The sequence below is a fragment of the Paraburkholderia sp. TE9906 genome (assembly GCF_056279605.1).
Genome location: NZ_JBWCCT010000012.1, coordinates 37,686 through 59,274, shown reverse-complemented (window position 1 = coordinate 59,274; position 21,589 = coordinate 37,686). Strand labels below are relative to the sequence as shown.

At 62.3% G+C, this 21,589-nt stretch carries 11 protein-coding genes; 6 read left to right on the top strand and 5 right to left on the bottom strand.

Features of this window, described 5'->3' with window-relative positions:
- The first annotated feature begins 409 nt into the window (after positions 1-409).
- From ACZ9H4_RS27515 to acnA, 6 genes are all read left to right on the top strand, one after another.
- Positions 410-1,393 (top strand): malate dehydrogenase, encoded by a 984-nt coding sequence (locus ACZ9H4_RS27515; protein WP_075304867.1) that lies wholly within the window; start codon positions 410-412, stop codon positions 1,391-1,393.
- 180 nt (positions 1,394-1,573) lie between these two features.
- A complete protein-coding gene (locus ACZ9H4_RS27510) occupies positions 1,574-2,590 on the top strand; it encodes an HpcH/HpaI aldolase/citrate lyase family protein (RefSeq protein WP_408150839.1) in 1,017 nt (338 codons plus the stop codon).
- 52 nt (positions 2,591-2,642) lie between these two features.
- Positions 2,643-3,830: a bifunctional 2-methylcitrate synthase/citrate synthase gene (prpC, locus tag ACZ9H4_RS27505; RefSeq protein WP_476121841.1), complete on the top strand. Its 1,188-nt coding sequence runs from the start codon at positions 2,643-2,645 to the stop codon at positions 3,828-3,830.
- Between the two features lie 104 nt (positions 3,831-3,934).
- A complete protein-coding gene (locus tag ACZ9H4_RS27500) occupies positions 3,935-4,438 on the top strand; it encodes a hypothetical protein (protein WP_408141737.1) in 504 nt (167 codons plus the stop codon).
- 26 nt (positions 4,439-4,464) lie between these two features.
- Positions 4,465-5,916: a bifunctional 2-methylcitrate dehydratase/aconitate hydratase gene (locus ACZ9H4_RS27495; protein WP_476121838.1), complete on the top strand. Its 1,452-nt coding sequence runs from the start codon at positions 4,465-4,467 to the stop codon at positions 5,914-5,916.
- Positions 5,917-5,956: 40 nt separating this feature from the next.
- On the top strand, positions 5,957-8,674 hold the full coding sequence (gene acnA, locus ACZ9H4_RS27490) for an aconitate hydratase AcnA (protein ID WP_476121836.1): 2,718 nt from the start codon (positions 5,957-5,959) through the stop codon (positions 8,672-8,674).
- Positions 8,675-8,796: 122 nt separating this feature from the next.
- Here acnA and ACZ9H4_RS27485 read toward each other — a convergent pair whose 3' ends face one another.
- From ACZ9H4_RS27485 to ACZ9H4_RS27465, 5 genes are all read right to left on the bottom strand, one after another.
- Positions 8,797-9,879, bottom strand: coding sequence for a hypothetical protein (locus ACZ9H4_RS27485; RefSeq protein ID WP_476121834.1), 1,083 nt, complete (start codon positions 9,877-9,879; stop codon positions 8,797-8,799).
- Entirely contained in the window at positions 9,876-11,696 is a 1,821-nt protein-coding gene (locus ACZ9H4_RS27480; RefSeq protein ID WP_476121832.1) for a sensor histidine kinase, read from the bottom strand. The genes ACZ9H4_RS27485 and ACZ9H4_RS27480 overlap by 4 nt, the downstream gene beginning before the upstream one ends.
- Positions 11,697-11,708: 12 nt before the next feature.
- Positions 11,709-12,317 carry a response regulator gene (locus ACZ9H4_RS27475; RefSeq protein WP_408326551.1) on the bottom strand — a complete coding sequence of 203 codons (609 nt, stop codon included), beginning with the start codon at positions 12,315-12,317 and terminating at the stop codon, positions 11,709-11,711.
- A gap of 398 nt (positions 12,318-12,715) precedes the next feature.
- On the bottom strand, positions 12,716-13,834 hold the full coding sequence (locus ACZ9H4_RS27470; RefSeq protein ID WP_476121830.1) for an OmpA family protein: 1,119 nt from the start codon (positions 13,832-13,834) through the stop codon (positions 12,716-12,718).
- 93 nt (positions 13,835-13,927) lie between these two features.
- Positions 13,928-21,586, bottom strand: a complete 7,659-nt coding sequence (locus tag ACZ9H4_RS27465) for a YadA-like family protein (RefSeq protein WP_476121828.1) — start codon at positions 21,584-21,586, stop codon at positions 13,928-13,930.
- Positions 21,587-21,589: the final 3 nt, after the last annotated feature.

The window sequence follows — 21,589 nt, the reverse complement described above, 5'->3', positions numbered from 1 at the left end:
CGGCAGCCACTCTGCACCATGCTGTTCCCTCGCAGTTCAGGTTTCGATTCGCCGCCATCCGTTGGTCCGACGCTTGCCGAAACGCGCTGTTTGCAGGAGCCCGCACCGTGCAGCGGCTACCCCGGCGCCTCGCTGTCCCAGTCCCGCTCTCTCAGGAAAATGCCGGGCCATCCCAAGGTTTTCCTGCCCTTCCGGGGGCCTGGCGCGAAGCGCCCGAGGAGAGCGTCCAGTAGCTCGGTAGTACAGGTTTCCGGCACGGCGGTCTTGCCGCAGCGCGCCGCCCGGTCTCGGCAGATCTAGAGGCCGCACGCGAACAGTGAATTCCGCCGTGTTTCATAACGCTTCGCTGAACGCGCATATAGAATGGCGTTTTCCCTAGCGTCTAACGCATCGTCCTGGAGATTTCTCAATGGCTAAGCCCGCAAAGCGCGTTGCCGTCACCGGCGCCGCAGGTCAAATCGCTTACTCCCTGCTGTTCCGCATCGCCAATGGCGACCTGCTCGGCAAGGATCAACCGGTCATCCTGCAACTGCTCGACCTGCCGCAAGCGCAAGGCGCCGTCAAAGGCGTCGTGATGGAACTGGATGATTGCGCATTCCCGCTGCTGTCGGGCGTCGTGATCACCGACGACCCGAAAGTTGCATTCAAGGATGCAGACGTGGCCCTGCTGGTCGGCGCGCGTCCGCGTTCGAAGGGCATGGAGCGTAAGGATCTGCTGTCGGCCAACGCGGAAATCTTCACCGTTCAGGGCAAGGCGCTGAACGATGTCGCAAGCCGCGACGTGAAGGTGCTGGTGGTCGGCAACCCGGCCAACACGAACGCGTACATCGCGATGAAGTCGGCGCCGGATCTGCCGAAGAAGAACTTCACCGCCATGCTGCGTCTGGACCACAACCGCGCGCTGTCGCAACTGGCGGCCAAGTCGGGCAAGCCGGTCGCGTCGATCGAAAAGCTGGCCGTGTGGGGCAACCACTCGCCGACCATGTACCCGGACTTCCGCGTCGCCACGGCAGAAGGTCAGGACCTGACCAAGCTGATCAACGACGAAGAATGGAACCGCAACACGTTCATCCCGACCGTCGGCAAGCGCGGCGCGGCGATCATCGAAGCGCGCGGCCTGTCGTCGGCGGCGTCGGCAGCTAACGCTGCAATCGACCACGTGCGTGACTGGGTCCTCGGCACGAACGGCAAGTGGGTCACGATGGGCATTCCGTCGGACGGCTCGTATGGCATTCCGGAAGACATCATCTATGGTGTGCCGGTAACGTGCGAAAACGGCGAGTACAAGCGCGTGGAAGGTCTGGAAATCGACGCGTTCTCGCGTGAAAAGATGGACGGCACGCTGCAGGAACTGCTGGAAGAGCGCGAAGGCGTTCAGCACCTGCTCGGCTAAGCACTCCATGCCGATGAACCGGAACTCCGAAGCGTTACCGCGGCGGGTTCCGGTTTTTTTCGTGCGAAGGGAGCGTTTCGCAGCTGATTCGAACGCGTTTTGCCACCACGTGACCGCGGTCCGGCAGAACCCGTCCGAATCGGATTTTCTCCATCCTCTACCCACACCCTGACGCCGAAGATGCGCGCCCTCACACCCGCCGAAGTGCTGTTTGACGGCGAAGTGCCGCCCGCTGTGCTGCCTGCCTGCGACCACTACGCCGGCAGTGAAAAACTGATGCTGAAATCGCTCGCGTTGCAGCAGCAACTGGGGCCGGTGTTCGATATCACGCTCGATTGCGAAGACGGCGCGCAAGTCGGCCGCGAAGCGGAACACGCGGAGCTGGTCGCATCGCTGCTGGGCAGCGAGCATGACCGCTTCGGCCGCGTCGGCGTGCGGATTCACGACTTCGCTCACGCGCATTGGCGCGACGACGTCCGCCTCATCCTCCGCGCCGCGAAGCGAGCACCCGCTTACATCACCCTGCCGAAAATCCGCAGCGTGCCCGATGCCGCCGAAATGGTCGCGTTCATCGAGGCCATGCGGCGCGAACTCGGCATCGCGCAGCCGGTGCCGGTGCAACTGCTGGTCGAAACCCACGGCGCGCTCACGCGCGTGTTCGATCTGGCCGCGCTGCCGGGCGTCGAATCACTCAGCTTCGGCCTGATGGATTTCGTCTCCGCGCACGACGGCGCGATTCCCGACACCGCCATGCGCTCGCCGGGCCAGTTCGATCATCCGCTGGTGCGGCGCGCGAAGCTGGAAATCTCGGCTGCCTGCCATGCGCATGGCAAAGTGCCGTCGCACAATGTCAGCACGGAAGTGCGCGACATGAGCGTGGTCGCCAACGACGCCGCGCGCGCCCGCAACGAGTTCGGCTACACGCGGATGTGGAGCATCCACCCGGCGCAGATCGAGGCGATCGTCGCCGCGTTTGCGCCGCGCGACGACGAGATCGCCACCGCTACCGAGATCCTGCTGGCCGCGCAATCCGCGCAGTGGGGACCGACGCGCTATCACGATACGCTGCACGATCGCGCGAGCTACCGCTATTACTGGTCGGTGCTGCGCCGTGCGCAATCCACGGGCCGCGCTGTGCCGCAAGACGCCGCGCCGCTATTCGCGGAAGTGGGCGCTAACGGACAGTCGGCACCGTGAGTGGCAAGGTTCAGGCAGCAGCGACGAACAGGCACATAGGAGAACGCGGGAGATGAGCGAGACGACGCAAGCCGGTGGTGCACAAGGCGGCAACGAACCCCAAAGCGGCTTCAAACCGAAGAAATCCGTCGCGCTGTCCGGCGTGACCGCGGGCAACACCGCGCTGTGCACGGTCGGCAAGACCGGCAACGACCTGCACTATCGCGGCTACGACATTCTCGATATCGCGAGCGCGTGCGAATTCGAAGAGATCGCCTATCTGCTGGTCCACGAAAAGCTGCCGACCCAGGCCGAACTGACTGCCTACAAGACCAAACTCAAGGGCCTGCGCGGCCTGCCCGCGAACGTCAAGGCCGCGCTCGAATGGATTCCCGCCGCCGCGCATCCGATGGACGTGATGCGCACCGGCGTGTCGGTGCTCGGCACCGTGCTGCCGGAGAAGGACGATCACAACCTGCCGGGCTCACGCGACATCGCCGACAAGCTGATGGCCTCGCTCGGCTCGATGCTGCTGTACTGGTATCACTATTCGCACAACGGCAAGCGCATCGAAGTCGAGACCGACGACGATTCGATCGGCGGCCACTTCCTGCATCTGCTGCATGGCGTCGAGCCGTCGAAGTCGTGGGTCGATGCCATGCACGTATCGCTGAACCTGTACGCCGAGCACGAGTTCAACGCATCGACGTTCACCGGCCGCGTGATCGCGGGCACGGGCTCGGACCTCTACTCGGCGATCACCGGTGCGATCGGCGCGCTGCGCGGGCCGAAGCACGGCGGCGCCAATGAAGTCGCGTTCGAGATCCAGTCGCGCTATCAGAGCCCGGACGAAGCCGAGGCCGATATTCGCCGCCGCGTCGAGAACAAGGAAGTGGTGATCGGCTTCGGCCACCCGGTGTACACGATCTCCGATCCGCGCAACAAGGTCATCAAGGAAGTCGCGAAGAAGCTCTCGAAGGAAGCGGGCAACACCAAGCTGTTTTCGATTGCCGAGCGGCTCGAATCGGTGATGTGGGACGCGAAGAAGATGTTCCCGAATCTCGACTGGTTCAGCGCGGTCTCGTATCACATGATGGGCGTGCCGACGGCAATGTTCACGCCGATCTTCGTGATCGCGCGCACGGCCGGCTGGAGCGCGCACATCATCGAGCAGCGCGTCGACAACAAGATCATCCGGCCGAGCGCGAATTACACCGGACCGGAGAATTTGAAGTACCTGCCGCTAAATAGGAGAAAATAGCGGTCGCTGTGCGCTTTCTAAGCGCGTGCAGTTCAACCCGCGCGGCCGCCAGGACCGGTAGCCCGCGCAATGTTTAACTGAAATTAGATAGAAAGGTTTTCTCCATGAAAAAGCTGATGATCGCCGCCGTGATTGGCGCCCTGTCCACGACGATGCTGACCGTCGCGACTGACGCCGCCGCGCAAACGGCGACCACCACCAAGCCGGCTGCCAAGGCCGTCGCAAAGCGCCCGCAGCCGCGCCGCCTGATCAAGCGTAAGGAAAACCCCGCCAAGGAAGCGAAGGTCGATCCGGTACCGGACGGCGCGGAAAAGTGGGCGTGCAAGGACGGTCTGGCTTTCGAAATGAAAGGCGACATGAAGCGTGACCAGATCGTCACGGTTCACTGGGCGAACAAAAATTACAATCTGCCGCGCGAAGCGACCACCACGGGCGCAGACCGTTTCCACGATGCCGCCACGGGCATGGATCTGGTCGTGATCCCGACCAAGGCCATGCTGTTCCAGGACAAGGACAGCTCGCGTCTGGCCGACGAATGCAAAACGATGGCAATGATGCAAGGCGCACCGGCTCCGACGCAATCGAACGCGATCAACAAGGCTAACTAATCACCGTCGTCAGGAACAGCTCCCCGATGTCCGCTCCGATCTCCAACGTGCGACCCGACCCGGACCCCGTCCTCGTCGATATCGTCGATTACGTTCTGGATTTTCCGATCGACAGCACGCTCGCGCTGGAAACCGCGCGTCACTGTCTGGTCGATACGCTCGGCTGTGGACTCGAGGCGCTTTCCTACCCGGCCTGCGCCAAGCTGTTGGGACCGATCGTGCCGGGCACGATCGTCCCCAACGGCGCGAAGGTGCCCGGCACGTCGTTCCAGCTGGACCCGGTTCAGGCCGCCTTCAACATCGGCGCGATGATCCGCTGGCTCGACTTCAACGACACGTGGCTTGCCGCCGAATGGGGTCATCCGTCGGATAACCTCGGCGCAATTCTCGCGACGGCCGACTGGCTCTCGCGCACTGCCATCGCAGCCGGCAAAACGCCGCTGACGATGAAAGACGTCTTGATCGCGATGATCAAGGCGCACGAAATTCAAGGCTGTATCGCGCTCGAAAATTCCTTCAACAAGGTCGGGCTCGATCATGTATTGCTGGTGAAGCTGGCGTCGACGGCCGTGGTCGGCCAGTTGCTCCGCCTCACCCGCGACGAACTGATCAACGCGGTGTCGCAGGCGTTCGTCGACGGGCACGCGCTGCGCACCTATCGCCATGCGCCGAACACCGGTTCGCGCAAATCGTGGGCCGCGGGCGATGCGACCTCGCGCGCCGTGCGCCTCGCGCTGATTTCGAAGACCGGCGAGATGGGCTATCCGTCGGTGCTGAGCGCGCCGACGTGGGGCTTTTACGACGTGCTGTTCAAGGGCAAGCCGTTCCGGTTCCAGCGCCCGTACGGCTCGTACGTGATGGAAAACGTGCTGTTCAAGATTTCTTTCCCGGCCGAGTTTCACGCGCAAACCGCAGTGGAAGCCGCGATGAATCTGCACGCGCAACTCGCTGCGTGCGGTAAGCGCGTCGAAGACATTCAGAAAATCACGATCCGCACCCACGAAGCCGCGATCCGCATCATCGATAAAAAAGGCCCGCTGAACAATCCGGCCGACCGTGATCATTGCATCCAGTACATGATCGCCGTGCCGCTGATCCACGGCCGCCTGACGGCCGCGGACTACGAAGATTCGATCGCGCAGGACGCGCGTATCGATGTGCTGCGCGCAAAGATGGCTTGTGTCGAAGACGCGCGGTTCACGAAGGATTACCACGATCCGGAGAAGCGTTCGATCGCCAATGCACTGACGCTCGAATTCAACGATGGATCGAAGTTCGACGAGGTCGTAGTCGAATACCCCATAGGTCATAAGCGCCGTCGCGAAGATGGCATCCCGTTGCTGGTCGAGAAGTTCAGGACCAACCTCGCGCGGCGCTTTCCGGTCAGGCAACAACTGGCGATTCTCGACGTGTCGCTCGATCAGGCAAGGCTCGAAGCCATGCCGGTCAACGAATACGTCGATCTGTACGTCATCTAGTTCAGTACTGTAGTTCCGCGATCAAACCAAGGAAAACACCATGGCCCACAACCTCCACAAAACGCTCAAGGAATTCGACAGCGGTTCCGGCAAAGGCAAGTTCTACTCCCTGCCGCAACTCGGCAAGGCACTGAACATCAAGATCGACCGCCTGCCGGTTTCGATCCGCCTCGTGCTGGAATCGGTGCTGCGTAACTACGACGGCAAGAAGGTCGCCGAAGAACACATCACGCAACTGGCAAACTGGAAGCCGACCGCAGCGCGCGTCGACGAAATTCCGTTCGTCGTGGCGCGCGTCGTGCTGCAGGACTTCACCGGCGTGCCGCTGCTCGCCGACATCGCCGCAATGCGCGGTGTCGCACAACGCGCCGGCAAGAACCCGAAGTCGATCGAACCGCTGGTCCCGGTCGATCTGGTTGTCGACCACTCGGTGCAGATCGATCACTTCCGTGAGAAGAACGCGCTCGATCTGAACATGAAACTGGAATTCCAGCGCAACAACGAGCGCTACCAGTTCATGAAGTGGGGCATGCAGGCATTCGACACGTTCAAGGTCGTGCCGCCGGGCGTCGGCATCGTTCACCAGGTGAACCTCGAGTACCTCGCACGCGGCGTGCACAAGAAGGCCGACGGCGCGGATACGGTGTACTACCCGGACACACTGGTCGGCACCGACAGCCACACGACGATGATCAACGGTATCGGCGTGGTGGGCTGGGGCGTGGGCGGCATCGAAGCGGAAGCCGGCATGCTCGGCCAGCCGGTGTACTTCCTGACGCCGGACGTGGTCGGCGTGAACCTGAAGGGCAAGCTGCGCGAAGGCGTGACGGCGACCGACCTGGTCCTGACCATCACCGAACTGCTGCGCAAGGAAAAGGTTGTGGGCAAGTTCGTCGAGTTCTTCGGCGAAGGCACGCGCTCGCTGTCGCTGCCGGACCGCGCGACGATCGGCAACATGGCGCCGGAATACGGCGCAACGATGGGCTTCTTCCCGGTCGACGAAAAGACGATCGACTACTTCAAGGGCACGGGCCGCACCGACGCGGAAATCTCGGCGTTCCAGAACTACTTCAAGGCGCAGAACCTGTTCGGCATTCCGAAGGAAGGCGACATCGACTTCACGAAGGTCGTGACGCTGGATCTGGGCACGGTCGCTCCGTCGCTGGCAGGCCCGAAGCGTCCGCAAGACCGGGTCGAAATCGGCAATGTGAAGTCGACCTTCAGCGATCTGTTCTCGAAGCCGGTCGCGGAAAACGGCTTTGCGAAGAAGGAAGCCGATCTGGACGCGCAATACACGACGAGCAACGGCGTCGACGTGAAGAACGGCGACATCCTGATCGCCGCGATCACGTCGTGCACGAACACGTCGAACCCGAGCGTGCTGCTGGCCGCCGGCCTGCTGGCGAAGAAGGCAGTCGAAGCCGGCCTGACGGTCGCGCCGCACATCAAGACGTCGCTGGCGCCGGGATCGCGTATCGTCACCGAATATCTGACGAAGACCGACCTGCTGAAGTACCTCGACAAGCTCGGCTTCACGCTGGCTGCTTACGGTTGCACGACCTGTATCGGCAACGCGGGCGACCTGACGCCGGAACTGAACGAAGCGATCACGAAGAACGACATCGTCGCGGCAGCGGTGCTGTCGGGCAACCGTAACTTCGAAGCGCGGATTCACCCGAACATCCGCGCGAACTTCCTGGCCTCGCCGCCGCTGGTGGTCGCTTACGCGATCGCCGGCAACATCACGCGCGACCTGATGACCGAACCGGTCGGCAAGGGCAAGGGCGGCCGCGACATCTACCTGGGCGACATCTGGCCGACCAGCGAAGAAGTCAACGATCTGCTCAAGTTCGCGCTGGACGCGGAAGCGTTCCGCAAGAACTACGCGCAGCTCACCAAGAAGGGCGACCTGTGGAGCAAGATCGAAGGCGAAGAAGGTCAGGTCTACGACTGGCCGAAGTCGACCTACATCGCCGAGCCGCCGTTCTTCGGCAAGGACTTCTCGATGACGCCGGCCGACAGCATCGCCCCGGTCAAGAACGCGCGCGCACTGGGCATCTTCGGTGACTCGGTCACGACCGACCACATCAGCCCGGCAGGCTCGATCAAGGAAGATTCGCCGGCAGGCAAGTGGCTGAAGGAAAACGGCGTGCAGAAGGCCGACTTCAACAGCTACGGCTCGCGCCGCGGCAACCACGACGTGATGATGCGCGGTACGTTCGCGAACGTCCGGATCAAGAACCTGATGATCCCGGCGAAGGCCGACGGCTCGCGCGTCGAAGGCGGCCTGACGATTCACCAGCCGAGCGGCGAACAACAGTCGATCTACGACGCAGCGATGAAGTACATCGACGCCGGCACGCCGACCGTCGTGTTCGCGGGCGAAGAGTACGGCACGGGCTCGTCGCGTGACTGGGCTGCGAAGGGCACGCAACTGCTGGGCGTAAAGGCCGTGGTCGCACGCAGCTTCGAGCGGATTCACCGTTCGAACCTGGTCGGCATGGGCGTTCTGCCGCTGCAGTTCAAGGGCTCGGACAGCGTGCAATCGCTCGGCATCACCGGCGAAGAAACGTACGACATCGAAGGCCTGGGCGCGGACTTCAAGCCGCAACAGGAAGTGACGCTGGTGTTTCGTGGCAAGGACGGCAGTGAGAAGCGCGTGCAAGTGCTGCTGCGTATCGACACGCCGATCGAAGTCGACTACTACAAGCACGGCGGGATCCTGCCGTTCGTGCTGCGCTCGCTGTTGGCTGCTTAAGCTCGGCTTGGTTAGCTCTGCAGCCGAAGCAAACGGCTTGGCTGTTTTGCAGGGGCTGCGTCCTGTGGAGGGCGCAGCCGATTTTGAAGCCCGACCTCTGGTCGGGCTTTTTTTATGGCCGGTCAGTATTGAGTGTTGGGTGTGTCGAAGGCGGTTGGGTTATCGGTGATTCGGCGTTGGGTCAGGTGGGTGTTCCAGTCGGGCTCGCCGGGAGCAAGGAGGCTGGCGTTGGCGGCGTTGGCGATGTTTGTGTTCGTTCGCGCCGTGACATGCGCGTGCCGCTGCTGCGCGGCCCAATCACGCAATGCGGCCTGTACGGTGACGTCGGCAGCGGGTGAGCGGACTATTTGTTCCGGTTGCGCCAACACGGCGGGCGGTATGGATGGACGTGGGGAGCGGCTCGGCGATTGGTGGTCGTCGGCTAGCGTTTCGATCGGGTAGGCCGCTGGTAGGTGGCTGTCGTGTGAGGTCGTGGCCGCGGCTTTGGTCCTGACGTTCACCTTGGCGGTGTAGCTGCTTGCCGTGTCGTAGGTCGATGCTCGTGCAGCCGGGCGTGGTTCGGCGTGCCGTGCGAAGAGTATCGGCGCGGCCAGCAGTTCCGTTTGCGGCGACGGTTTGGACTCGTTTCGAAGTCCGCCTGCTGATGCGAGCTTGGCTGGCGACGGTGCTATCTGTGCCACGTTCGGCATCAGCTCAGCGACCGGCTGCGCCGATTTGCCCAAGGCTCGTGGCCGGACCGCAACTGGAGCGCCTGGCGTCGTGACGGCCGGCTCCGCTATCGTCACCGCTGCCAACTTACCAGTGTCGCGCGCAGCATTGCTCGACAGCAGCCACGCGAGCACGATACTGCACGCGACGAAGAGCGTCGCCCCCAGCATATGGTCCAAACGGGACGCACGCTCGCGCGCTTTGTCCATCTCGAGGTAATTGCGCGCCTCGGCCAGTTCCGCCTCGAGGCGCGAGGAATAGTCGCGCGGTGGCGGCGACTTGTAGAAAAAGCGAAACTTCCGGCCCGGCGCAAACCAGGTGTGAGGTTCCGGCGGCGACATACGTCGCACGGTGTCCTGACATGCCGGTTGCGGCCGACGCTGTGTTGCCGGGCGCACCGGCTCCCGATACACGCCATAAGGTGGCGGCAAGCCACGGAGCAACCGCGCATTCGGGTGCGCCAGCCTGCCTTGAATCAAAGCCAGCGGTCGGTTCATGGGTGAGTGTTCCGGTGTGCGCGGGGCGGCGCTTCGAACTGCCTGACCAGGTTTCTCGTGCGGTCGATCAGCGCGTCGATTGAGTCGGCACTCTGTTCCAGCGGCGACACGCTCGCGTGGCGCAACGCCTCCATCAGACCAAGCGCGCCGACCAGACCCGCCGCCCCGCTCAACCTGTGCAGCAGGGCGCGCTGACGATCGGGATGGATCTGGAGATGCAGCAAGATGCTGAGGCGCGCGAGGTCGTCGTCCATCGCCTGGCGCCAGCCGTCGAGGAAGATGGGGAGATCCACTCCTTCGTCGGAAAGCGCGTTCAGATAGCGAGGTTCAAAAGGCTCGGGCAGGATGCTTGCTGGGCTTGAGGATGCCTCTCGAGATTTGGTGACTATCCGGGGACGCCGCGGCGGTGTATCACCTGGCTCGCGTCGCGACAATGGTGCCCACTGCTCGACTTTGAAGGGCGCGTCGAAGCTCGCATGAATGTCCGAAATTGGGCCGTTTGTGATTGAAAGCTCGCCTCGCATACGCTGAGCGAGTATGCGACACAGCGGCAAATAGGCGTCGGCGTCGGCGGCTTCGGCGGTGGCTTCGGCTTCACTGCCATCCGGTACCTTGCTCGTGTCCGTGCTCGGATTGCCGGCGACCAAGCCGAGATGCGGCCGCGGCGTGGCCGGTGTGTTCGTCGCCCCCGTTTCCATCACGCCGATGAGGATGCGCTGCGCTCTCGAATTCAGCGCGCCGATACGCACCACGAGCACGATCTCTCGATGCGCGCCGAGTTGAAGCGTTCGGTTTAACAGATGGAAACAAAGCTGGCCGAGCCGAGCGGGGTCGGCGAGGATCGTATGGGCTAGTTGACGATCGACGCTCGCACTCAGTCGCACGCCTTGTTGCGTCGCGGACGGCGCTAGCAGCGCGATGACGCCATCGATAAGCGCACGCAGGTCTGTGACGCTTTCCTCGATGATCACCGCGCGTGAGTCGAGCGGCGAGCTATCGAGCAGATCGTCGAGCGTTTGGCTCCAAGTGCGCAACGCGGATTGGACCACGGCTGACTGCCGGCGTTGTGCGGGCGTTGCAGGTATTGTGTCAAGCGAGCCGAGCAGGGCAGCGACTGCGGACAACGGCGCTTTCACATACCGGAGCGTTGCGTCGCGAAGCCACAACTGTGCGGCCATCACGTCGACGTTTGCCTCGCCGCTCGCTGCAATGCGGGCAGCCTGCGCTCCCGCTTCGGCGGCTTCGCAGCGGCGCGCCCATTCGTTCGTGATCTGTTTGTATTGTTCGATTGCTCGTTTGAGCGCTGCACGGGACCGCCACGTGCTGATGAGAGACAGGACTGCGGCAACTGCCAGCGCCAATGCCAGCGCCGGTATCCACGGCTGTCGTGCGCCGGGTGCAGCCTGGGCAGTGCGGGCGTCCGGCGCGCTCTGTGCAGACTGGTCGGTGAGGGCGTCTTTACTGTATTTTGAAGCAGACGTGTGTGGTGTTGTGCCGGGAATGGCGCCTTCGTGCGCCCAGGCGTCACGAGCCGGCGGCGCCTGGCTGGCCGCGGCGTCGTGTTCACCCGGCGCTGATGCCTGGCGCGAACCATTAGCGAGCACCATGCGTGATGCGCTGCCGATCGACGGTGTAGCGTTGGCATAAATCGGAAGCATGCACAGCAGTGCATACGCAAAGAGACAACCCAATAGCGTCGCCAAACGGATCGCCGTTTGCTGTCCACGATGGGCGTGCGAGGGAGAGAAGTTGTCGACGGCGAACGGCGCACGACGATGCACATCCACCAAAGAACCCCTCAGGCTCATGTCGTTCATAGCCCGCAAAACTCAATCGATCAACTTATGCAGCGAAGCAAACTCGATCAGCGCCGCCAACGACCCGAGTCCCAGTTTTTCCTGGATACGGCTCTTGTAGGTGCTCACGGTCTTGTCGCTGAGAAACAGACGGGTCGCGATTTCGCGATTGCTGGCACCACGCGCGAGGTGCTGCAACACCTCCACCTCACGCGTCGACAAGGACTTCAGTCTGCTCCCGACAGCGGGATCGGCCGTATCCGCCGGGAAGCAGTCATAGCCGAATAACACAGTTTTTAGCGCCGTAATCAGCTCGCTGATTTCCCGACCTTTGCTGACATAACCATTGGCTCCGGCATTGCGCGTATAACTCGCCATAACATGTTCTGGCTTGGCGGAGAGAACGAGAATACTGGTTTTCAGATTCTGCGCGCGAATGCGACGGATCAGGGATAAACCGTCTAGCCGCGGCAAATCGAGATCGAGAATGACCAGATCCGGACATTCGGTCAGCACCATTTTCAGCCCGTCTTCCCCGTCGCCGCATTCTCCCACCATGTCCAGCTCGGGATCGGCGTGGATCACGCCGGCTATCGTCCCCCGAATAATTGGGTGGTCGTCGATAATCACAATTCTCTTCATTTATAGCTCGCCTTTGATATTGAATCAATGGGCATAAAACGAATCGAACCAGCCCAAATTTAACCAGAGTTAAATATTAACAACGCTAACGGAAATATTTTTCCGCAACATACGGTGAATTTTCTGCAATATCGGAAAGATTTTTCCTGCATGAGCGATGGCAATTGCCTAGCTGCAATTTGCCATGACGATGCTTCGATCGATGTCTGAGAAACACCGGCTCACCTCGTGCGGTGGCGGTTTTGGTGAGCAGCAATCTGAGCACTGTTGACTCACAGGTACTCTTGCTCCGAACCCTGTAAGAGAAGAGCGCGAACATCGTTCGCGCTCTTCATGTTGATCTCAAGTACCACCGATAAAGGAAATGGTCGGCCATGCGGGCCCGGCCACTCCTGATTTCACTGGTCTTGCTGACCTTGCAGCAAGCGTCGGGATTGCGTGCGCTGACCCAGCGGCGCAACCGACTCCTGCCCGTTACCACGTGCAAAGTCGAGTTCGACGCGCCGGTTCGGTGCGAGGCAGTCAATCAACGCCTGACGGTTGCGGTCATTACACTGCACCACCGGATCTTCCTTGCCACGGCCACGCGCCATGATCGGTATCTTGACGCCGCCGTTCTGTAAGTACAGTTTGACTGTCTCAGCGCGCTTGGCTGACAACTGACGGTTGTAGCTGTCGCTGCCCAGACGATCCGTAAAGCCTTCGATGCGGATGCTCGTTACGTCGTCGACCCGTTCGAGGTCACGCACCAACTGGTCGAGCTTGACCTTGCCTGTCGGCAACATGCCCGCCAGATCGCCCCGATCGAACTTGAACGACGCGTCAGCTTGTAGCGTCACCTTCGACGGAATGATCGGATCGGTCTTGGCAACCGGCGGCGGTGTGCAGCTCTGGAGCGCGGCGCCGATGCCTGGCAAACCCCTCTCGACGCCATCGACGAGGCGCTGGCTCTCGTCGAAGTTCCGCGTCCACGCTTCGTGACCTGCGTGAATCATCTCGACTTCCGAACAGGCCGTCAGACGCTGTGCTTCCTGGCACTGCGGGAACAACGGCGAGGTCTTCGCAGCGAGAATCTGCTTCCACAGATCCGGCCGGATCATCGCAGCGGTCCGTAAATCCGGATTGTCGACGGAGAGTCCCTGCCCGGTTTCCAGCGCCGCAGTCAGGCGGTTGGCCTCGACCAGCGCCTCCTCGACGAAACCCCAACCGTCGTGCAACGAGCGCTCATCGGCGGCGGCGTCCAGCCAGCACTGCGCCTTGTCGCCGAAATAGTTATTCTTGCGCTCGCCCAGTGCGGTCAGACGCGACTTTACCGAGCGTAACGTGGCACCGTTCTTGATGGCGCTGTAGGTCGCGATCCACTGTGGCGTCACCGCGCCGGAGGCCTGATTCTGCGTCGCGGTGAATCCGGTTTGCAGAACCGTGGGGTCCTGGATCTGCAGCCGATCGCGTGTCGCGGACGACGAACATCCTGCGAGCATCGCGGCAAGCGCGATGGCAATTAACGAATACTTCATGTCTGTCTCTCATGGAAGGGTCGCACGGAAGCTTCCCGTGCGACCCAGACGGCTAACGTCTCAAGCTTCGATTCAAAGCCTTGCGGCCGTTACTTAGTTGCCGAGGACGATGCCGATACCAGCGCGGACGATGGTGCTATTGCCGCCCGAGGTGGACACGCCGAGGTTGTAGTTGATCGAGCCCTTCTCGTTCCAGCGAGACACGCCCAGACCCACAGCCTGGTAGCCGCGGTAGTTGGCAATGCCGGCGTTCAACGTGGTGCGACCCGGCAGATACGGCGTGACGATGTTCAGTGCCGATGACGAAGCGATACCCTTGGCCGCGTTGCGATCGATGTTATGAATCGAGTTGTTCATGTTGCCCATGGCACTGTTCAACTGATTCATGTTGACCGCATCGGTACCCTGCGTACCCGCCGCGACGTTGGTGATCTGGCGCTCCGCACCGACCGCTCCCATCGACACCGAGTTGTCGCGATCCGTCGTGGAGCCTGCACCCAGCGCGACCGAGTTGGTGTTCGGAGCCGTCGCGCCGGAACCCAACGCGACCGAACCGTTACCCGCCGTCACCGCGGCCTTGCCGATCGAGATCGACTCCGTGCCGGTTGCCGCAGCACCGCTACCGATCGCGATGGAGTCCGAGCCCGATGCGACCGCAGCGGTACCGCTGTCGCCCGCCCCCGGCGCGCCGACGTTGATGTACGTGCTGCCGCCCGTGCCATCGCCGGCCTGGAGGTTGTTCAACTGGCTTTGGAGACTCGAGAACTGCCCATAGTTGACCGCGTCCGTCGCTGCGGTGCCCTCCGCCACGTTCGTCAGCTTGACCGGTGCGAGAGCCCCCGTGCCGCCTAACGTCACCTGGCTCTTCGAGGAATCGTCGTAGGCAACGGCGTTTGCCGTGCCGCCACCGCCACCGCCATTGGTGTTGACATACGTGGAGACATACGACTGCATCTGCCCGACGTTGACGCCATCAGTCGCGTCCACGCCTGTTGCCACGTTCTTCAACTGGGTCGGTGTGCCGCCCGAGTTAAAGGTCAGCGTAGTCTTGCCGGCGTTGTCATACGTGACGAACGAGTTGGTCACGTTGCCCGACGAGTCGACGCTCAAGCCAGCGTCCTTCATTTGCTTGAGGTTCACGGCCTGGTCGTCTGCCGTAGCTGAGGCCACGTTTGCAATGGTCACCGGCGTCTTGGCGCCTACTCCGCCCAGAGTCAGCATGTCATGCGCTGAGGTGTCGTAGGCCACACCGTCAGCATTGCCACCCGTCTTGATTTTGTCATTCAGGGCGTTTACTACGGAGTCGACGCCACTGTACGAATTACCATCGATCGTGTACACGGGCTTGCTGACCTGGCCGTCCGAGTTCACCGTCGAGCCGCCACCCAACGCGGCGGCTGTACTACTCATCGCGCCGTACAGTTGCGAACCGTTGATTGCCTGCTTGCTGCTCGACGCGACTTGCCCCGCGCCAACGTTCGCCAGCACCACCGGCACGGTTGAACCCGTACCGCCGAGCGTAACCTGTGTCTTGTTTGCATCGTCATACGCGACGAATGCGTTCGACAGGTTGCCGCTGGTATCGAACTTCGCGCCCATCGCCGTCAATTGGCCAACGTTCACGGCATCGTTGTTGGCAACACCTGCCGCCACATTCGACACCGTCACCGCCGCGCCGCCGTTGTTCAACGTAAGCTTGTCATGCGCCGGGGTGTCGTAAATGACAGCATCAGGCGAACCGCCGCCGGCGGCAGCATTGATCGCTGCAGTCATTTGACCCAAGTTTACCGCGTCGGTATTGCTGGTACCCTCTGCCACGTTGATGATCTGGCTTTGCCGGCCGGAGTTACCCACCGAGACAGCATTGGCACGGTCGGCAATCGCGCCGTAGCCGATCGCCACGCCGTTGGCTGCGCTAACCGTCGAGTTCAGACCCAGCGCCATGCCGCCCGTGGCGGCCTGGGCCGCGAACGAACCATAGCCAATCGCAACGGAACCGATACTCGTGGCACTTGCCGTCGTGCCCATTGCCGTTGCGTTCATGCCGCTAGCACGGGCGTTGTAACCGATCGACACCGCGTTGTCCGAGTACGCGCCAACCGATGCACCTTCGCCGATTGCCGTAGCATTGATGGACGCAATTGCAGCGGTCGTGCCGACCGCGGTCGATCCGCTGCTGCCGGCAATCGCGCCCGCGCCGACTGCCAAGGCCCCCTCACCCGTAGCGCTCGCCATCGGGCCAATTGCCATGGCGTTCAAATCGTCCGAAGCTGTCGTGTTGCCGCCCTGGACTACCTTCGAACTCACCGCGATATAACTCAACACTGCAGCCGAGGATTGCATCATCGACTTCACACCACTGGTAGACGCGGCGTTCGCCAGCAGCTGGGTCTGCAGCGCATCCAGTTGGCCCACGGTCGCCGCATCGGTCAGATTGATACCGTCCGCGACATGGGTGATACGCACTTCCTGCCCCTTGGCGCCGACAGACAGCGTGTTTTCCGCATCCGTGATTGCGTTCACGCCAAGCGCCGTCGAATTGGCAAAGGCTGCCGTAGCGCCTGCGCCGATTGCCAACGAATTCGCCTTGGTCGCGAGTGCGTTGCCGCCGATTGCAATCGACTCGGTGCCGCCAGCCTGCGCTGTGCCCGCGCTCGACACGACCTTGACGTATTTCAGATTGGTAGAAAAGTTCGTGTTGATCTGGTCGAGCTGGCCATCGACAGCGGACAGGGCCGAACCAACATCGGCATAGGTCGAGCCAGTAATCACGTACGACGGCTGGGACAGTGTGCCATCCGCTAGAAGGCTTGCCTGGCCGCCGAGCGCCTTGGCGGTCGACTGCGCCACGTTGTAGAGCTGAGCGCCATTCACTGCGTCGCTGCTAGACGCAGCGAGCTGACCTTTGTCGACGTTCGTCAACAGAACCGCATCGGTCGCACCCGCACCGCGGAGCGTGATTGTATTCTTCGTCGCATCGTCGTATGCAACGAAGGTGCTCGTCACCGCACCACTGCTGTCGACGTTCGCGCCCAGCGCTCGCAACTGCGACAGATTCACTGCGTCGGTGTTATTCGTAGCATTCGCCACGTTGATGATCTGGCGCTCCGAACCGGCCGCCCCCACCGACACCGCGTTGGCACGGTCCGCAACCGAGTTTGCGCCCAGCGCCACCGAGTTGGCTGCCGTTGCGCTGGCTGCGCCACCGACCGCGACCGCGTCGACCCCGGTTGCCGAGGAGTCCGCAAGCGTGGAATTCGCGTGGAAATACTTGATGCCCCCACCCTCAACAACGATGTTGTTGAGGACGTCGCCCATGTTCGTCACGTTGCCCGCGACGTTCGCGAGATTGCCGGCCACATTGGCCACGTTCGCGTTCGTTTCGTACAGCTGGCTGCCATTTACCGCTTCCAGGCTCTTGTCCGAGAGCTCGCCCGCCTTCACATTCGCGATTGTCGTGCCATCCGTACCCTTGAGCGTGATCGCGCCGAGTGTCGCATCGTCGTATGCAACGAAGGTGCTCGTCACCGCACCACTGCTGTCGACGTTCGCGCCCAACGCTCGCAACTGCGACAGATTCACTGCGTCGGTGTTATTCGTAGCATTCGCCACGTTGATGATCTGGCGCTCCGAACCGGCCGCCCCCACCGACACCGTGTTGTCACGGTCCGCAACCGAGTTTGCGCCCAGCGCCACCGAGTTGGCTGCCGTTGCGCTGGCTGCGCCACCGATCGCGACCGCGTCGACCCCGGTTGCCGAGGAGTCCGCAAGCGTGGAATTCGCGTGGAAATACTTGATGCCTCCACCCTCAACAACAATGTTGTTGAGGACGTCGCCCATGTTCGTCACGTTGCCCGCGACGTTCGCGAGATTGCCGGCCACATTGGCCACGTTCGCGTTCGTTTCGTACAGCTGGCTGCCATTTACCGCTTCCAGGCTCTTGTCCGAGAGCTCGCCCGCCTTCACATTCGCGATTGTCGTGCCATCCGTACCCTTGAGCGTGATCGCGCCGAGTGTCGCATCGTCGTATGCAACGAAGGTGCTCGTCACCGCACCACTGCTGTCGACGTTCGCGCCCAACGCCCGCAACTGCGACAGATTCACTGCGTCGGTGTTATTCGTAGCATTCGCCACGTTGATGATCTGGCGCTCCGAACCGGCCGCCCCCACCGACACCGTGTTGTCACGGTCCGCAACCGAGTTCGCGCCCAGCGCCACCGAGTTGGCTGCCGTTGCGCTGGCTGCGCCACCGATCGCGACCGCGTCGACCCCGGTTGCCGAGGAGTCCGCAAGCGTGGAATTCGCGTGGAAATACTTGATGCCTCCACCCTCAACAACGATGTTGTTGAGGACGTCGCCCATGTTCGCCACGTTACCCGCAACGTTGGCGAGATTGCCGGCCACATTGGCCACGTTCGCGTTCGTTTCGTACAGCTGGCTGCCATTTACCGCTTCCAGGCTCTTGTCCGAGAGCTCGCCCGCTTTCACATTCGCGATTGTCGTGCCATCCGTACCCTTGAGCGTGATCGTGCCGAGCGTCTTATCGTCGTACGCGACGAAGCTATTCGTCAGATTGCCGCTGTCGTCGACGTTCATGCCCAATTGCTTGAGCTGGCCCACGTTGACGGCGTCGCTGTCGCCCACGCCGTTGGCCACGTTCGACAGCGTCACTGCCGGCGCTGAAGCGTCCGTACCGCCCAGCGTCAGTTTGTCGTGCGCCGGCGTATCGTATTGCACCGAGTTGCCTGCCGTAGCCGCGAGGGCCGAGCCGACATCAGCATAGGTCTGTCCGCCGATCGTGAAACTCGGCTTCTGGATCGTGCCATCCGGGTTCACCGTTGCGCCGCCGCCGATCGCAGCAGCCACCCCCGACAGCTGGCTGACGTTCACCGCATCGGTGCTGCTGGTACCCGCCGCCATGTTGACGATCTGGCTCTGCCTGCTGGCGTTACCCACCGACACCACGTTGGCGCGATTCGCGATCGCGCCCGAGCCGATCGCCACGCTGTTCGCAGCACTAACCGTCGCATTGACGCCCAGCGCCAAGCCGCTCGTGGCCGCCTGACTGACGAACGAGTTATAACCGACAGAGACCGAACCGGGACTCGTGGCGCTGGCGTAACTGCCGAGTGCCAATGCGTTGGTCGAACTGGCACGCGTGTTGTAACCGATGGACACAGAGTTGTCCGACAGCGCGCCAACAGTCGCACTCGCACCGATTGCGGTCGAGTTCACCGACAGCGCTCCCGCGCCTGAGCCGATTGCCGTGCTCGAATCACTGCCTGCGGCAGCACCGGCGCCGACGGCCAATGCGTCGACTCCAGTCGCCGCTGCGACCGGACCGATCGCCATGGCGTTCATCACATCCGCAGCGGACGTGGCCGAACCCTGGGTCGTGTACGAACTCACCGCAATGTAGCTCAACACGGAAGCCGAGTTCTGCATCATCGACTTCACGCCACTCGTCGCCGTACCCGTAATCTGAGATTGCAACGCGTCCAACTGCGCCATCGTAACGGCATCGGTTGGATCGATGCCATTGGCGACGTGGGTAATGCGCATTTCCGCGCCTCTACTGCCGACAGACACCGTATAGGATGCGTCCGTGACAGCATTCACGCCGATAGCCGTCGAGTTGTCGAACATTGCCGTCGCGCCAGTACCGATCGCAAGCGTCCGGGCCTTGGTCGCCACAGCGCCACCGCCAATCGCCACCGATTCGGCACCACTTGCCAGTGCAGCGGGCGCCGTCGATACGACTTTGACATACTTCGCAGCGCCAACCAGATCACCCGCTGCTGTGTTGATTGCGGACAGCGCGTCGCCGATATTGTTGTACGTGGTGCCGCTGACCAGGTAGCCCGGCGCAGTGATCGAACCGTCCGAATTGACCGACGCACCGGAACCCAGAGCGGAAGCAAGTCCGCTGGCACTCTTGTACAACTGATCGCCGTTGACTGCGTCAGTGCTGCCCGACGAAACCTGGCCAGCGGCCACGTTCGTCACGAGAACCTGTGGGGCCGTCGTCGCGCCGCCGAGCGTGAGCATGTCGTGCGTCGCCGAGTCGTAGACGACCGCGTTGGGCGAGCCCGGCCCGGCGCCGAGAGAGGCGATAGCCGCCTTCATCTGCGCCAGGTTGACCGCATCGCTGTCCACCGAACCTGCCGCCACGTTGATGATCTGACGCTCCGCGCCAGCCGCACCCACCGACACGGCATTGGCGCGATCCGCCGTCGAGTTGGAGCCCAGCGCGACCGAATTGGCTGCCGAGGCGAGGGCCGCGCCGCCGATCGCCACCGAGTCCGTTCCGACTGCCGAGGAATCGGCCAGCGTCGAATTAGTATGGAAATACTTGATGCCATTGTCGAAAAGACTCGGTCCCAACGCGCCCACGTTGGCCGCCAGTGTCGCCAGGTTCTGGTTGGTCTGGTACAACTGCCCGCCGTTGACCGCGTCGGTGCTAGACGCGGACGAGATGTCGCCCTCCGCCACGTGGGTGAGCTTGACCTGCGCCGTGTTGCCCGCGCCGCCAAGCGTCACCGTATCGCGAGCGGACGAGTCGTACGCCACCATGAGCGGCGAGCTCGCGAGGCCATTCGCCACGAGGTTGTTGACAATGTTCGTCACGCCAGCAACGTTGTTCGCGACCTCGGCCACATTCTGGTTAGTCCTGAACAGCTGCGAACCGTTCACGGCATCCATACTGCTGGCGCTGGAGATGTCGCCATCCGTCAGGTTCGTGATCTTCGTGCCGGTCGCGCCCTTGAGCGTAATCAGGCTGGCTACGGGAGTGTCGTACGTCACCGGATTGTCGACGGGAATGCCGGTGCCGCCGCTCACGCCGCGGATAGCCGCATCCAGCTGGGCGACGTTGACAGCATCGGTAGACGCCGAGCCTGCAGTCACGTTGGTGATCTGTCTCGTGTAGCTTGTCACGCCGTCCGGCGACAGATAGCCGACCGATACCGTGTCGGCACGGGTAGCCTGCGAGCCTGCGCCCAGGGCAACCGAGCTGGCTGCCAATGCAATAGCGTTCGCGCCGTATGCGCTGGAATCGGTCTGGAGCGCCCTTGCCGATGGTCCGGACGCCACCGAGTTGAGTCCGGTGGCCTGCGCATCAGTCGACGAATCGCTCGATGCGGAATTCGCCTTGAAATAGCGCGTGGCTTGATAAAGCTGCTGGCCGTTCACTGCGTCCGTGCTATCCGACGAGACGTCACCCGCTGCCAGATCGGTGACCTTGTTGCCCGTCATGCTGACGTTATTGAGCATGCTGATGCCGCCCGTGCCCTTGAGCTCGAGGTGGCCATCGTCATAGCCGGTGACGCGGGCGGTGATGTTGTTGGTGTTGAAGCCCCATGCGCCGTTGTCGGTTGCCGCGTTGTTCAACGAAAAGGACATGCCAGCACTATTCTCACCGGTCGAGGAGCAATCCATGACACCGACAGCGCTCGACAGCGGCCCCCATGAGGACCCCACCCCACCTGCGCCGCCCGGGCACAATTCCAGACCGCCGTTGCCTGTTGACGCCTGGGCTACCGCGGTACCCGGCAACATGGCCGCGCCGATGGCCATCGCGATCGGCATGAACGCAGCCTTGAGCGGCACCGCCAGTCGGCTTGCCGTTTCCGTTCGGGACGTGATAGTCCGCGAGGATGCAGTTCCCGTTCCGCAATGTGTCCTGGCAGTCTCGGGTGCAGCCACCCACGTTCCGGAAACGTCATTCCAGACGCTGATATACGACTTATTCATACA

Excerpts from the sequence above, each read along its gene's own strand:
- ACZ9H4_RS27515 (WP_075304867.1), top strand. The coding sequence starts at position 410 with ATGGCTAAGCCCGCAAAGCGCGTTGCCGTCACCGGCGCCGCAGGTCAA.
- ACZ9H4_RS27510 (WP_408150839.1), top strand. The coding sequence starts at position 1,574 with ATGCGCGCCCTCACACCCGCCGAAGTGCTGTTTGACGGCGAAGTGCCG.
- prpC (WP_476121841.1), top strand. The coding sequence starts at position 2,643 with ATGAGCGAGACGACGCAAGCCGGTGGTGCACAAGGCGGCAACGAACCC.
- ACZ9H4_RS27500 (WP_408141737.1), top strand. The coding sequence starts at position 3,935 with ATGAAAAAGCTGATGATCGCCGCCGTGATTGGCGCCCTGTCCACGACG.
- ACZ9H4_RS27495 (WP_476121838.1), top strand. The coding sequence starts at position 4,465 with ATGTCCGCTCCGATCTCCAACGTGCGACCCGACCCGGACCCCGTCCTC.
- acnA (WP_476121836.1), top strand. The coding sequence starts at position 5,957 with ATGGCCCACAACCTCCACAAAACGCTCAAGGAATTCGACAGCGGTTCC.
- ACZ9H4_RS27485 (WP_476121834.1), bottom strand. The coding sequence starts at position 9,879 with ATGAACCGACCGCTGGCTTTGATTCAAGGCAGGCTGGCGCACCCGAAT.
- ACZ9H4_RS27480 (WP_476121832.1), bottom strand. The coding sequence starts at position 11,696 with ATGAACGACATGAGCCTGAGGGGTTCTTTGGTGGATGTGCATCGTCGT.
- ACZ9H4_RS27475 (WP_408326551.1), bottom strand. The coding sequence starts at position 12,317 with ATGAAGAGAATTGTGATTATCGACGACCACCCAATTATTCGGGGGACG.
- ACZ9H4_RS27470 (WP_476121830.1), bottom strand. The coding sequence starts at position 13,834 with ATGAAGTATTCGTTAATTGCCATCGCGCTTGCCGCGATGCTCGCAGGA.
- ACZ9H4_RS27465 (WP_476121828.1), bottom strand. The coding sequence starts at position 21,586 with ATGAATAAGTCGTATATCAGCGTCTGGAATGACGTTTCCGGAACGTGG.